This window comes from Sphingobacterium spiritivorum (assembly GCF_016725325.1).
Taxonomy (GTDB): Bacteria; Bacteroidota; Bacteroidia; order Sphingobacteriales; family Sphingobacteriaceae; genus Sphingobacterium.
Map to the genome: position 1 here is coordinate 2985084 of NZ_CP068083.1, position 14410 is coordinate 2999493.

The 14410-nt window shown below is 39.1% G+C and carries 11 protein-coding genes and 1 tRNA gene; 7 read left to right on the forward strand and 5 right to left on the reverse strand.

Translation table 11 applies throughout. From position 1 onward, the window contains the following. Window positions 1-295: 295 nt before the first annotated feature. Window positions 296-1312, reverse strand: coding sequence for a UDP-N-acetylmuramate dehydrogenase (gene murB, locus I6J02_RS12440; RefSeq protein WP_201678210.1), 1017 nt, complete (start codon window positions 1310-1312; stop codon window positions 296-298). 108 nt (window positions 1313-1420) lie between these two features. Between murB and I6J02_RS12445 the strand changes: the two genes are divergently transcribed. Further along, the gene (locus I6J02_RS12445) at window positions 1421-2026 is read left to right on the forward strand and encodes a TetR/AcrR family transcriptional regulator (protein WP_003005256.1); all 606 of its coding nucleotides are present in this window, start codon (window positions 1421-1423) and stop codon (window positions 2024-2026) included. A 2-nt stretch (window positions 2027-2028) separates the two neighbouring features. Here I6J02_RS12445 and I6J02_RS12450 read toward each other — a convergent pair whose 3' ends face one another. From I6J02_RS12450 to I6J02_RS12460, 3 genes are all read right to left on the reverse strand, one after another. Beyond that, a complete protein-coding gene (locus I6J02_RS12450) occupies window positions 2029-2997 on the reverse strand; it encodes a YpdA family putative bacillithiol disulfide reductase (protein WP_201678211.1) in 969 nt (322 codons plus the stop codon). 1 nt (window position 2998) lies between these two features. Then, a complete protein-coding gene (locus I6J02_RS12455) occupies window positions 2999-5188 on the reverse strand; it encodes an FUSC family protein (RefSeq protein ID WP_201678212.1) in 2190 nt (729 codons plus the stop codon). 91 nt (window positions 5189-5279) lie between these two features. Continuing rightward, the gene (locus tag I6J02_RS12460; RefSeq protein WP_201678213.1) at window positions 5280-5693 is read right to left on the reverse strand and encodes an organic hydroperoxide resistance protein; all 414 of its coding nucleotides are present in this window, start codon (window positions 5691-5693) and stop codon (window positions 5280-5282) included. Window positions 5694-5899: 206 nt separating this feature from the next. Here I6J02_RS12460 and I6J02_RS12465 point away from each other — a divergent pair, with 206 nt between their 5' ends. From I6J02_RS12465 to I6J02_RS12490, 6 genes are all read left to right on the forward strand, one after another. After that, window positions 5900-8476, forward strand: a complete 2577-nt coding sequence (locus I6J02_RS12465; RefSeq protein ID WP_201678214.1) for a phosphoenolpyruvate carboxylase — start codon at window positions 5900-5902, stop codon at window positions 8474-8476. A 63-nt stretch (window positions 8477-8539) separates the two neighbouring features. Beyond that, the gene (locus I6J02_RS12470; RefSeq protein WP_201678215.1) at window positions 8540-9115 is read left to right on the forward strand and encodes a hypothetical protein; all 576 of its coding nucleotides are present in this window, start codon (window positions 8540-8542) and stop codon (window positions 9113-9115) included. 17 nt (window positions 9116-9132) lie between these two features. Beyond that, complete coding sequence (locus I6J02_RS12475) at window positions 9133-10155, forward strand: Gfo/Idh/MocA family oxidoreductase (RefSeq protein ID WP_201678216.1); 1023 nt, start codon at window positions 9133-9135, stop codon at window positions 10153-10155. Window positions 10156-10266: 111 nt separating this feature from the next. Beyond that, on the forward strand, window positions 10267-12315 hold the full coding sequence (gene ppk1 / locus I6J02_RS12480; protein ID WP_201678217.1) for a polyphosphate kinase 1: 2049 nt from the start codon (window positions 10267-10269) through the stop codon (window positions 12313-12315). Further along, window positions 12312-13196 (forward strand): exopolyphosphatase, encoded by an 885-nt coding sequence (locus I6J02_RS12485; RefSeq protein WP_201678218.1) that lies wholly within the window; start codon window positions 12312-12314, stop codon window positions 13194-13196. Before ppk1 ends, I6J02_RS12485 begins: the two co-directional genes overlap by 4 nt. Window positions 13197-13263: 67 nt before the next feature. Next, window positions 13264-13347, forward strand: a tRNA-Leu gene (locus I6J02_RS12490). 137 nt (window positions 13348-13484) lie between these two features. On the opposite strand, the gene I6J02_RS12495 is transcribed toward I6J02_RS12490, so the two are convergent. Then, window positions 13485-14402, reverse strand: coding sequence for a hypothetical protein (locus I6J02_RS12495; RefSeq protein WP_201678219.1), 918 nt, complete (start codon window positions 14400-14402; stop codon window positions 13485-13487). Between the last annotated feature and the right edge of the window lie 8 nt (window positions 14403-14410).

The window sequence follows — 14410 nt, forward strand, 5'->3', positions numbered from 1 at the left end:
TTAGTTTATACACTGCGGTGTATAAAAGTTAACACTATGATATTCAGATACTCTATTATATATGCACTCTTCTATTTATTTTTCCGGAAATTTTAAACCAGAGCTACGGTTTCAGGTCTAATGGTGCAAATACTATGCTAAAAAGTGAAAATATGGAGATTCAATAAGCAGAAAGGTATAATTCTACTGGAGGTTAATATGAAAGAATAGAGCCTGAAAGTGGGATGAGGCTCTATTCTGTATTTTTTTATTTACTTTATGAGGATGTAATTTAACTTAAAAATAATATTAAATTTTATAAAATGTTTACTTCGCGCTCCAGTTTGATGCCGAATTTTTGATACACATCGTTCAAAATTGTGGACGATAGGTCATAGATTTCATCACCCGAAGCGTTGTCCGCATTTATCAGTACCAAAGCCTGATTATGCCATACACCCGCGCGACCCAATCTTTTGCCTTTCCATCCGCACTGTTCTATCAACCAGCCTGCAGCCAGCTTTACGTGTTCCTCATCTACATTATAATATACAATCTCTGGAAAGTCAACAATTAATCTGTCCAATATGTTTTTGTAAATGATAGGATTTTTAAAAAAACTACCCGCATTGCCCACTGTGCTGGGGTCCGGAAGCTTTTCGACACGTATATAGGACACTACTTCTGCAATATCTTTTATTGTAGGGTTAGCAATCTGTCTGTGGCTGAGCTCTTTTTCAATAGCTCCATAAGAAGTATTGATGGGGGCATCTAAGTTCAGTTTATAGGTAACCTCGACAATGATATAGCGGTTTTTATGTTTGGACTTGAATACACTGTCCCGGTAAGAGAATTCGCAGTCCTCTTTTGTAAAGGTTACAAATTGCCCCGTTCTGGTATCAAAAGCTACACAACTGTAGAAGATATTCATTAATTCGGAACCGTATGCTCCGATATTCTGTACGGGAGATGCACCTACAGTTCCGGGGATAAGTGCCATGTTTTCAAGTCCCGGAAAGTTGTTGGAGACGCAGTGCCATACCAGATCATTCCATACTTCACCGCCCTGAGCTGTTACAAATACAAAATTCTGCTGAATGGTATTATGAATGCCTTTCAATGCTATTTTGATTAAAAGTCCTTCATAGTCTTTAGTGAAAAGTATATTGCTGCCTCCTCCCAGGATCAGGAAATTATCATTGAAACACCCCTCATTGTATATTTGCAGTAGTTGTTGTCTGTTTTCTATTTGTACAAAACGTTTGGCTAAAACGTCTACTCCAAAAGTATTATATGATTTCAGTGAGATATCAGACTGTATGAGGTTATTCATTTTTTTGACTCTTGTTTTCAAATGTTCAAAAAAAACATTAATTTTATCAATGATTTAAGGGGATAAAGATAGTACATAGCATTTACTTAGAAGAATTAAAAAGAAGAAATGGCAAACGCAGATTTGAAAAGAACGAAAATTTTAGAGGCGGCAACGAGGAGATTTGCGCATTTTGGAATGGCTAAAACAACAATGGCAGAAATTGCTAAGGATTTGTCATTCTCTAAAGCATTACTATACTATTATTTCCCGGATAAAAACAGCCTCTATTCAGCAGTCTTTGAATATGTGATGGATGAGATGATGACCGAAATAAGTGATTATATCAGTAAATCGGATAATTATGAAGATGCCATGATGTTTACGCTGGATAAGCGGATTGAACTGATCAATAAATACTATAGCTTGTTTGAGCAATCCACAGCTTTGGTGAAAGAGATGCCTGCTGAAATTGAAAAAGTGATTAAAGAATGTTTTGAGAAAGAGGCCACTCTTTTGGGTAAAGTATTACAGATAGGTATAAACAAAGGTGAGCTTGAAGTGGATGATCTGGAAGATACAGCCAAATTATTGCTTTACTCGTTGTTTGGTATGCGGATAGGTATTATGAAGGATATGAAATGCCTGATCTTTCCTACCAAAGAAGAGTTTGATTTTATATTGACACTGCAAAAGAAAATGGTGAAGATATTCCTCAACGGATTGAGAAAATAAGCTTACCTGCCGGATACAATATGATTGATAATTTGAGTTGCATGTACTCTTGAATTTTCAATAAACCACAGGTGTGTATTTAATCCTCCACACACTACACCTGCCAGATATATTCCTTTTCTGTTCGTTTCCATGGTTTCTTCGTTATGCTCCGGAATCATGGGAGATACATCAGGCACATTGATTCCGATTTTCTTCAGAAAATCAAAATCAGGTCTGTATCCTGTCAGCGCAAGTACAAAGTCATTTTTTATTGTAATCAGTCCTTGTGGAGTTGAGATTTCAGCCGCTGTTTCTGAGATACTATGGATATGACTATTGTATAACACATCAATTTCCTTAAATGCTATACGGTTTTCTATGTCCGGGCGTACCCAATATTTCACTCTGGGACTGACTTCATTTCCACGGATCACCAATGTTACCTTAGCTCCTTTTCTGTACGTCTCTAATGCGGCATCTATAGAAGAATTGCTGGCACCCACAACAATGACATGCTGACCTGCATAATAATGGGGATCATTATAATAATGTCTGACTTTCGGCAGGTCTTCACCAGGAACATTCAATAACATGGGAATGTCATAAAAACCTGTTGCAACAATAATGTGCTTTGCGCGGTAAGTAGCCTTATCAGTCGATACGATATAGGTATTACTTTCTGCGGGATCAACCGCTATGACCTCTTCAAAAAGATGGGTGCTTAGTTCAAATTTCTGACAGATACGTCTGTAGTATTCCAAGGCTTCTGCTCGTTTAGGCTTTGGATTTGTCGTTACAAATGGTGTTTCTCCTATTTCAAGGCGTTCTGCTGAGGAAAAGAACGTCATATTCACAGGGTAATTGTACAGGGAATTGACCAGACACCCTTTTTCTACAATGATATACGATAGATTTGCTGCTTTTGCTTCGATTCCACAGGCCAATCCGATGGGGCCTGCTCCGATAATTAATATATCTAAATCAACCATTTTATACTGCTTCCTCCTGAAGATCGAGTTTTGCCTTCTCTTCAACGTCTATTATTTGAATTACTGATTTTTGTAAATCTGAGCAAATCTTATTCAAAAACTGTAATTGTTCTGTAATTAATTTAGATTCCTCAGATATCGCTCCCTCTTCTTCCTCTTTTGGAATATTGTATTTGACGGGATAGAATGGATCTGTATCCGTTTCATCTGTCAGCAGTACAATTACATTTTCCAGAGAATTAAGTGCTTTTTTAACAAGCTTGAGGTGTTCATTATTCAGTTCTGATGCATCTGCTTCCCATACTCTACGGGTTAAGGTCGCAGAATAAGAGGAAAGAATATGATTAAAGATTACAAACCTGTTCACTTCTTTGGTGTTCTTCTGTTTCCTTTTGGGTTCAGTCAGCATACGTTGAAAAGTTGATCCCATATTGGCTGTTGCGATATACACTTGCTTTCGGGCTAGTTTGTATTCCGTAATAGTTGGTTTTTGTCCGGAAATAATGGAGATAATCTGCGAGATGTAATTGTAATTTGCAATAATCAGTTTCCGCATGTTTCCCCGTACCTGTGCGCTTTCCCAATTCGGAAAAATAACATAACTGGAAACGAAGGCCAGCATTCCACCCAGAAAAGTATCAATTATTCTGTTTTGCGCCATTTCCATTGTATTCATGCCGTTGAAACTAAGCATGATCAGTACATAAGGCGTCATAAACATAACGGCAATAATATAATTAACACGGAATAAGCTGTATGCGGTAAGGAAGAAAAAGACAAGCAATACAAAGCGTGTGGTATCATCCTTAATTGTAATCAGTATAATCGTTCCAATAATCCCCCCGACGACAGTCCCGATGAGACGTTGTACGTTTCTTTCTTTTGTAAGTCCGAATCCGGGTTTGAGAATAACCATAATTGTCAGCATGACCCAATAACTATTGAACTGCCCGAAACCGAGCATCTGGGTCAGCACATATCCGAATGTCATGACAATAGACATACGTAGTGCATGTCTGAAAATCGTGGATTTAAGGGTGAGATTTTCTTCAAACTGACGGAAATCCAGATTAACTTTATTTACAAATTTGTCTGCGTCTTCAATATCTGAATTTGTAATTTCTTTGGGAATAGCATATCCGAAGCTGTATATCCGTTCCAGTTGTAATACAATATTCTTTATATTGATGACGACCTTTTTGAGCGCAATCGTGTTGTACTGATATTCTTTTTCTATCTTATCAATAGATTCCATAAGGTGATCCACATCCGTTCTGAAATTATACAGTGGTTTGGGAACCTTGTTTGCATTGAGTTGATAGGCAAGATGGTCCAGTTCGTTTGTTACTTTCAGAATAGTGAATTTGAATTCATTCAGTATTCCTGTATGGCCGAATTTTTCACTGACAGCATTGTAGTCGTAGTGCGTCGCCATACTTTGCTCAAACAGATCGACGATGTCCGAAAACACTAAAGTAAGATATCTGCCTGTTTTGGTTGTGTCTTTTATAGATCGTTTGCTCTGAAATAAGTGATCCCGTACATTTTCCTGGTGTTCATGTACGAGGATCTGTTGTTCGATTAGCTTAAGATAATTGCTGTCATTGTCGATTTTTACATCGTAAAAATTAGCTTTAATACGGATGTAGTCCGCTACTTTGCGAATCGTTTCTGAAAGTTCCTGCTGAGCCAGTCTGTATGGTCTTACCTGTGTCAGGGAGAGGCTGATGATGATATACCATACCGCACCTGTTATAAAATAAAGAAGGTGAAAGGCGAAGTCTGTAAACGATTCGGAAACGTCAATATGGATAAGCAACATCAAAATACCCATAGAACCAATGTTGGCTGCTCTTGAATTGAATACAGCAAGCATGGCATAGAGAAAGCACAATGAAGCAATCACGATAGTGGTGAGGATGACCGATCCGGCAGAAAGGTAAGTGACAATATACGTAAAGACAGTAATGCCCAGACATGCGAACATCCCGAATCGGCGGTGAGCCGGAGCGCCGGGAGTATCAGACAATCCGACAAGCAAAGCTCCTAAAGAAATAAGTGTCCCGGTGCGGAAATCACCTAATGCCGCGCACACAAAGATAGGCACTATACAGCCAATGGTAATCCGTACGCCATCCGCAAAGTATTGACCGTTAAAGAAGTTTGTAATTTCCTGAATTATTTTCTTCATAATCTATGCCAGGCAAAGATACAGATAGATTTAGGATAAGTGTTGAAAAAGATAGTAAAAAAGACTGCTGAACAGTCTTTTTTGTAAAGAGTTAGACAGCTTTTATGCTGACTTCTATATTACCTTTTGTGGCTTTTGAATAGGGGCAGACTTTATGGGCTTTATTTGCCAGTTTCTGAGCCTCGTCAATGGATAGCGAAGGCACATGTATTTCTAATTCAGCTGACAGAAAAAATGAATTATCTTCTTCATTAAAGGAAGCCTTTACTGTCACAGTCGCATCTTTCAGATCCACATGATCTTTTTCTCCCACAGCTCCCATTGCTCCTAAGAAACAGGAACTCCATGCTGCGGCAAATAGTTGCTCCGGATTTGTTGCTCCTCCTTTTCCTCCCATAGCTTCGGGTTTGTGAACTTCAAAATCAATTATTCCGTCCGATGAACGGACAGCACCATCTCTTCCACCTGTGGCGGTTACTTCCGCTGTATATAGTTTTTTGCTCATGATAATACATTATTAGTTTTTCAATAATATAATAACAGTAAAGTCAGAATAATGTTGTTAGTAATTTTTTAAAATTTTGAAGTTTTGTGTTTAAAATTTACATTATAAAGGATATTTGAGTATTAATTTTATATATTTGATTTTCGGAGGTTGAAATCAACTAAATCAAACAAACAAAACACACAACCTCGTGTTATTTCAAAACCATGAAATTAAGTCAAAAAGAAGCTACCTTTCAAAACGAGGTGTTGACCCGTTTTGAACTTTTCAAGAGTTTATTCCTTACTTTACCGTTTCAACGCGTAAAGCATACGGGTACATTGTTGCCTTTTTTTACTACACATTGTGAGAAAGGAGTGGAAGAGCATCTTGCTCCGGAGGAGATTATAGATAGTTTTTTTGGTCAATATGAACAATATGTACAGGAAGAGGACCGTGTAGATCTTCTGTTCAGAATAGTACAATATGTAGAGCGGCAGGTGGTTTTATTCGATGCGGTAGAGGATTCTTCTTTTCAATCTATAGGACGTGCAGATGAAGCCGGTCTTTTGGAACCTCTTTTCCGGCAGACAGAAACAAACAGTAAGCTTAGAAAGCAAATTGTCAACAAGCTGAAGGACTTTTCTGTGCGTTTAGTTCTTACGGCTCATCCTACCCAATTCTATCCGGGAGCTGTACTTTCTATTATTAATGACCTTATCGAAGCTATTAAGGACAATGATATCAGTAACATTCATTTGCTGCTTCAGCAACTGGGTAAAACTCCTTTTATCAATAAGCTCAAACCTACTCCGGTAGATGAGGCTGCAAGTCTGGCCTGGTATCTGGAAAACGTATTCTATAAAGTAGCTTCCGAAATTCAGGCTACTATAGATGATGAACTTGAGATGCCTACTGAAGATGTCAAACAACTTATCGAGCTAGGGTTTTGGCCGGGTGGAGACCGTGACGGAAATCCAAATGTAACTGTCGAAAGTACACGTAAAGTAGCGACTATGCTCCGGACCATTTTGTTCAGATGCTATTATCGGGATTTCAGAGTCATCAAGAGACGCATTACCTTCAGAGGTGTAGAGCAATATATGGATACGTTGCAGGAACTATTCTATGAGAACAGTTTTAATCCTGTGGAGAACCCTAAGGATGAAACGGATCTTATCCTTACAAATCTGAAAGCTATTAAAAAAGTCCTCATCGAGAAACATAATAGTTTATTTATAGAGGTAGTGGAAGACCTTATTCGTAAGGTCATGACCTTCGGGTGTTATTTTACAACACTTGATATCCGTCAGGATAGTCGCATATTAAGAGATACGATTACCTACCTGATTACTAAGAATCAGAAAAAAACAGGATTGGGGGAAGATTTTGAAGGTCTGACTGAAACAGCTAAGCAAAAAGGTTTTCCATTCTCCGAGCTTGATCTTGAAGTAGGAGAAGATGCTGCTTTGCTGGTAAAAGACACTTTGGAAGTTATTCCTTTATTAAAAAGTATTCAGAATGCCGGAAGTGAAAGAGCGGCTCAGCGCTTTATTATCAGCAACTGTCAACAGGCTTCTGATATTCTCGGGCTTATGCAGCTTTTTCTGTGGTCCGGATGGAAGAAGAAAGAGCTGACTATAGATTTTGTACCGCTTTTCGAGACTGTAGACGATCTGGTAAGAGCCGGAGATGTCATGAAAGCTTTATATACACATCCTGCATATGTCGCACACCTTAAATCCAGAGGAAACAAGCAGACGATTATGCTTGGGTTTTCAGACAGTACAAAGGACGGCGGATATCTGATGGCCAACTGGTCTATATATAAGGCCAAAATGGATCTGACGGCCATTGCCAGAGATTTTGATGTCGATCTGGTCTTCTTTGATGGTCGCGGTGGACCTCCTGCCCGTGGCGGTGGTAAGACACAACGTTTCTATGCTTCTATGGGACGTGAAATTGAGAACAAACATATTCAACTGACCATTCAGGGACAGACGATCAGCAGTCAATACGGTTCACTTGATACCGCTAAATATAATATCGAACAATTGCTTCATGCTGGTATTATCTCTGAAATAAGACAAAATGAAGGGGATACATTGACCGTCAAACAAAAGAACGTAATCGATCAGATGGCCGAGGTGAGTTATGAGAAATTTATGTCTTTACGTAAAGATCCATTATTCCTGAATTATCTGGAAAATCTGAGTCCGCTTAAAGTGCTTTCAACCATCAATATCAGTAGCCGTCCTGTTAAACGGAATTCGGATAAAGAATTGAAGCTGGAAGATCTGCGTGCAATTAGTTTTGTAACTTCATGGAGTCAGCTGAAACAAAATATTCCGGGATTCTTCGGGGTAGGATCTGCTTTGCAATTTGCGGAAGAAAACAACCTTTGGTCTTATGTTCGCAATCTTTATGAACATTCAGGTATGTTTAATACCATCATTGATAACTGTATGATGTCCATGACGAAGTCCAATTTTGATATCACATCGTACATGCAGTTTGATGAGCAATATGGAGATTTCTGGAAAATGCTTCATGCTGAATATGAGCTTACGAAGAAATATGTACTTAAATTGAGTAATACAAAATTTCTGATGGAAAATTATCCGGTGGAAAGGGAATCCATTCTGGCCAGAGAAAAGATTATTCTGCCGCTGTTAATTATTCAGCACTATGCGATCAGAAAGCAGAAACAGCTCGAAACGGAAGATCCAAAATATGATGTATATTCAAAACTGATTGCGAGGACAATATACGGGGTTGTAAACGCCGGAAGAAATTTAGCATAATCACAGAAGAATAGGGAATTTAGCATATTATTTATATTTTTGTGGTCGTAATCAAAAGAGAATATGAAACTTAATACTTTATTTGTAGTAGCAGTTATCGGAGGTAGTACATTATTTGCTTCCTGTAGTAATAAGACAGCTGAGCAGAATCAGTTGAAATATACACACACTTCGTTAGTGGATGGTGATGCATATCGCTTTTTCCAGACAGTAGGTGAGAAGATTCCTTATGAATTAGCTTATGCTGATTATGCAGCGAGTGTTTCATCTGATGCAAAAGTGAAATCCTTAGCCGCTAAAATCAAAGAAGTTTATGGATCATTAGTTCCTCATTTGGATAGCGTAGCTACAGAATTGCATGTTGACTTCCCGATCAGAGGAGCACAGGCATTTCAGGCACCTGCTCAACAAACTGCCGGAACAGACAGTACTGCAGTGACTTCAAAAGTTGCCAGCTACTCGGATGCTGCTTTCCTTGCACATGCGGAGCATGAGCAAACCCTTATTAAAGAGCAATTCGACCGTGTTTCCAGAAACACAAACGTGAAATTGCAAAAATTTGCTGCTGATCATGCAAAAGCTTTGGAAGAGGTGTATCACGCTGCCGGAGTAAAACATGATGAGCATGCTCACCATTAATAATTAAAGAATACTGTATGGCTGTAAAGCAAGTAGTTACAGGAATATTGTCGTATGGAATGTCCGGAAGGGTGTTCCATGCGCCGTTTATAGCAGGTAGTGACAGCTTCCAGCTGAAAGCTATTGTAGAGCGTAAAACCAAACAGGCACATCTGGATTATCCGGGAATCATAAGCTATTCCAGTGTGAAAGAATTGCTGGAAGACGCAGAGATTGAACTTGTCATTGTGAATACGCCCAACGATACACATTTTGAGTTTGCCAAAATGGCTTTATTGGCAGGTAAACATGTATTGGTAGAAAAACCTTTTTCTCCGACTGTCAGGGAAGCAAAGGAACTGTACGCTTTGGGACGTAAAATGAACCGCCATGTACTTCCTTATCATAACAGGCGATTTGATTCAGACTTTCAATCCCTGAAAGCGACACTTGAATCAGGGAAACTGGGTAAGCCCGTGGAGCTGCATCTTCGGTTTGACCGCTATAAGACTGAGATTGGAGTCAAAAAATTTAAAGAAACCAAACGTCCGGGAAGTGGTATATTGTATGATCTGGGGTCACATTTATTAGATCAGACAATTTCGCTGTTTGGCAAGCCTAAATCAGTAACGAAAATTCTGTCTACCAACCGCCCCAAATCTAAGGTTGATGATTATGCCTGTCTCCTCCTGAATTATGGTAAAGGATTAAGCGTATTTATTACGGTCAGCCTTTTGGTCGCCAATCCGCAAAAAAGCTTTGTTCTCCATGCTCTCAAGGGATCTTTTGTAAAAGACAGAAGCGACGTACAGGAGCAGCAGCTTCTGGCAGGGATGTCTCCAAATAATGAAGCATATGGAATTGAACCGCAAGGAAAAGAGGCTTTACTTACATTGGTAGATGAAAAAGGGGGTATGCTGAACGAATCCGTAGCCGCTGATCGTGGAGATTATCGTAAATTATTCGAGGCTGTCTACCAGACATTACGGCATGGAGATCCATATTTTGTAACCGAAGATCAGATTTTATTGCAATTGGAGATATTGGCACCATCACATTAATATAGATTTAAATTAAGAAAGTGTTAATTATTTCTTAATGAATAATTAACATCAAGTCTTTATTATTGGTCTGAAAAATATTAAATTTAAGGATCTAAAAATCTTATTATTTTGAGCGACCAATTTCCTGTCCTTAATCGCGAGCTTAGCTGGCTGCAATTTAACGAACGTGTGCTTCAGGAGGCCGCAGACGATACCGTACCTTTGTTGGAAAGATTGCGTTTTCTGGCTATCTACTCCTCCAACTTATCTGAGTTTTACAGTGTTCGTGTAGCTATTCTTCACCGTATGGTAGAAAATGAGCTGAAGAACAAAAAAATAGGATTTAAACCTAAAAAAGTGCTGAAACAAATTCAGCATAGTGTTTTGAAACTGGACAAGAAGTTTGATTATCTTTTTGATCAGGTGTTGATGAAACGTCTGGAAGAAGAGAATATCAATATTCTGGAGGCAGACGATCTGCGGGATGATCAGCGCGAATACCTGCATACCTATTTTCAGGAAGAAATTCTGAAGTATCTGATCCCGATCTGGGTCAATGATCAGTTCTTCCCCAATATCAATGGCAGAAGTCTGCATTTTATAGTAAAACTATCCCATAAGGATCAGGAACGTATTTCTATTATAGAAATGCCTAAAAATGTGATCAGCCGTTTTCATCATGTCCCTAATAGTACAGGACAACATGAGATTATCCTGCTGGATGAGATCATCATGATGTTTTTGGACGATATCTATACCGCAGTAGAATTTGATGAAATATCTGGTTACCGTTTTCAGATCACCCGTGATTCAGAGCTTGATCTGGACGTAGATCGCAGTGATAAATTTCTGGAAGTATTAAAAAAGAGTCTGATTGACAGACAGACCGGCAAAGTTATCCGTCTGGAGTATGATGCGAATATGCCCCCTTCATTACTGAGTTATCTGGATGATCAACTGGAAGTAGACGATGATGGATTTATTCCGATGAATCGTTATATGATCTTCAGCGATTTTATAAATTTTCCAATTGGAAACCGTTCAGATCTTGCATATGAACCTGTGGCAGCATTACCTATACCAGGACTGGATATTAACAAAAGTCTTTTTAAACCGATAAAGAAGAGAGATTATCTTATCCATCTGCCTTATCAATCTTATGATTATGTTTTGCATTTCATACGTGAGTCGGCTATTGATCCAACGGTAGAAGAGATTAATATCACGCTGTACCGGGTGGCTAACAATTCTAATATTATGAATGCGCTTATCATAGCCGCCAAAAACGGAAAGCGGGTCAATGCATTTTTAGAAGTAAAGGCGAGATTTGATGAGAAGGCAAATATCTACTGGCTGACGAAACTGGAAGAGGCCGGAGTGAATGTGTTTTTGGGCAATGTCAATATTAAGCTTCATGCCAAATCATGTCTGGTCTTCAGACGCGAAGGTAAAAGAAGAGTAGCTTATACCTATCTGTCTACAGGTAATTTTAACGAAAAGACAGCCAGAATCTATTGTGATATCGGATTATTTACAGCCAACAAACTTATTACGCGCGATCTTAAACGCTTGTTCACCGGACTGAAGAAAAGTGTATATCACGACAATTACAACTCACTTATCACTGCCCCTCTGGCCATGCGTAATATTTTCTATACGAAAGTAGATCGTCTCATTAAATTAAGCCAGCAAGGTGTAAAAGTCTCCCTGATTCTGAAGATGAACAGTCTTACGGATGAAGATATTATTCAGCGCCTTTATCAGGCAAACAATGCGGGTGTGAAGATCAATCTTATTATACGCGGAATGTGTTGTCTGATTCCGGGTAAAGAAGGGTTCAGTGAGCATATTCATGTAACCAGTATCGTTGACCGCTATCTGGAACATGCACGGGTATGGATTTTTGATTACGGAGACAGCAGGGAGATTTACATGTCATCAGCCGATCTCATGACACGAAATCTGAACAGGAGAGTGGAGATCGCTTTCCCGATTGAAAATGAACACCTGATAGCCGAAGTATATGATTTGATCAAAATCCAGCTGGCAGATAATACCAAAGCAAGGATTATTGATGCACAGCAGAAGAACAGATACAAACGGAGTCCGGTAAATACCACGAACCGTTCTCAGGTCGATACTTATAATTATTTAAAAAATAAAATAGAAATTTTGTGAGATACGCAGCCATAGATATTGGTTCCAATGCCGTCAGGTTACTGATTGCCGACATTGACCAAACCAAAGAAGAAATATCGTTTATCAAAAATACCTTATTGCGTGTACCATTGCGCTTAGGCGATGATGCTTTTATCCAACATCATATCTCTGATGTAAAGTTTAAGGATATGGTCAGTACAATGACAGCATTTAAAAATCTGATGGATGTATACAGAGTGACTGATTATATGGCCTGTGCTACTTCAGCAATGCGGGATGCCGGAAATGGAAAGGAAGTCGTGAAAGCATGTAAAAAGGCCGGTGTCGATATTCAGATCATAGATGGTAGTCTGGAAGCTGAGATTATTTATAACAGTCATCTGGAGCAGGATATGGATAAGGATAAAGTGTATCTGTACATTGATGTAGGTGGTGGCAGCACGGAACTTTCTTTATTTGCTAATTCCAGACTCGTAGCGTCCCGATCATTCAATCTGGGAACTATCCGTATTCTGGATAACCAGGATCAGCCAGAGACATGGGATGAACTGAAGGATTGGGTGAAAACACATACACAGATGTATAAGCAGGTGTATGGTATTGGAACAGGCGGAAACATTAATAAACTTTCCAGACTGGCAAATGCTAAAGAAGACAAACCGATGTCTTATTCTAAGTTAAAAGCTATCTATAATCATCTTACCTCTTATTCGCTCAAAGACAGAATCAATGTATTGGGATTGAAGCAAGACCGGGCGGATGTTATTATCCCGGCAGCAGATATTTTTCTCACGATTATGAAGATCGGACATTTAAAAACTATTGTAGCTCCTCGGGTAGGTTTGGTAGATGGAATCATACAGACACTGATCCGCAGAAATCTGAAAAAAAACAATTAGCATCCTACTAAAAGATGATTTTTAGGTTGCAGGTTCCGAAAAAAGGATTATTTTTGCAACTCAAGATGCCCAGGTGGCGAAATTGGTAGACGCACCATCTTGAGGGGGTGGCGCCTGAATGGGCGTGGCAGTTCGAATCTGCTCCTGGGCACTTAAGGAGACAACTCGTATTAGTTGTCTCCTTTTATTTTAAATTGATTCAAGACCTAATGTCCCTATAAATACTCCGTCTCAATTTTGGCGACCAGCAATCATATTATTTTCGCTTTCAAACAGAGTGATAAAAAATTATTGATCCAGCCAGTGAACTATATTAAGCAGAAACTGTGCATTCTGTTTCGCTGAAGGATGATTCATCCCTCTTTTTTCACTTTTAATTCCTTGCAGTTGTGCAGAAAAGGGGGCTGCATCCCCAAATATAACAACTCTTCCTTTTCCGAATCGTAGATATGCCCCATTTACAAATCCCGTAGCGGATAGTCTAGGGATGTTGTCTGGTACAGACCTTTTTATCTTATTAACATCATCGGGTAGATAAATATCATATTCCTCGTTTAACATAGATATAACATGTGCTGAGGATGGTACAAGAAAACCTGTTCCACCCCAGCACATAATGCTGTCGATCTCTTCACCAGAAGTATTTGTGATTTCATTGGAGAGGAGGCTCTTCCTGTCTCTGGAAAAAATTTCTGGGCGACCGTCTTTCCTTAAGGCAAAACCATTCACTACTTGAATACCAAATGTTGCAGCAAGTGCCTGTACCGACCCGCCACAAGGCATATGATCGGTCACGAGAAACAGACTTCCCCCCGCATAAACCCATTGCCTGAGTATCTCTATCTCCTGTTCTGAAAATGCCGAATGTGGTTTTAAATTCCAGTTCTCAGGATCAAACATAGCATTGACACTTATATAAATTTTTGCATCACTTAACCTGTCAGAAGAAATTTTGTCTTTAGTGCTTAAGAGTCTGTATCCGTCAGCAATTAACAGATTTGAAAAAGCTGCATACGTTCCCTTCAGAGTAACGGAATTATGGTGTGCCTCGTCAAATAATGCGAGTGGACCGTTTCCTACCCTGTAACGAGGGGCAGTAATGGGATAACTGAATTGTTCGTCTGCAACTTGTTGTCCGTATATCTGGGAAATTGAAAACAGCATAAGGAGACCACAGGTCAAAATTCCACTTATATTATCTTTCATCTGATTAA

Coding starts and splice junctions, on each gene's coding strand:
- I6J02_RS12465 (WP_201678214.1), top strand. CDS start 5,900: ATGAAATTAAGTCAAAAAGAAGCTACCTTTCAAAACGAGGTGTTGACC.
- I6J02_RS12460 (WP_201678213.1), bottom strand. CDS start 5,693: ATGAGCAAAAAACTATATACAGCGGAAGTAACCGCCACAGGTGGAAGA.
- I6J02_RS12455 (WP_201678212.1), bottom strand. CDS start 5,188: ATGAAGAAAATAATTCAGGAAATTACAAACTTCTTTAACGGTCAATAC.
- I6J02_RS12475 (WP_201678216.1), top strand. CDS start 9,133: ATGGCTGTAAAGCAAGTAGTTACAGGAATATTGTCGTATGGAATGTCC.
- murB (WP_201678210.1), bottom strand. CDS start 1,312: ATGAATAACCTCATACAGTCTGATATCTCACTGAAATCATATAATACT.
- I6J02_RS12445 (WP_003005256.1), top strand. CDS start 1,421: ATGGCAAACGCAGATTTGAAAAGAACGAAAATTTTAGAGGCGGCAACG.
- I6J02_RS12495 (WP_201678219.1), bottom strand. CDS start 14,402: ATGAAAGATAATATAAGTGGAATTTTGACCTGTGGTCTCCTTATGCTG.
- I6J02_RS12470 (WP_201678215.1), top strand. CDS start 8,540: ATGAAACTTAATACTTTATTTGTAGTAGCAGTTATCGGAGGTAGTACA.
- I6J02_RS12450 (WP_201678211.1), bottom strand. CDS start 2,997: ATGGTTGATTTAGATATATTAATTATCGGAGCAGGCCCCATCGGATTG.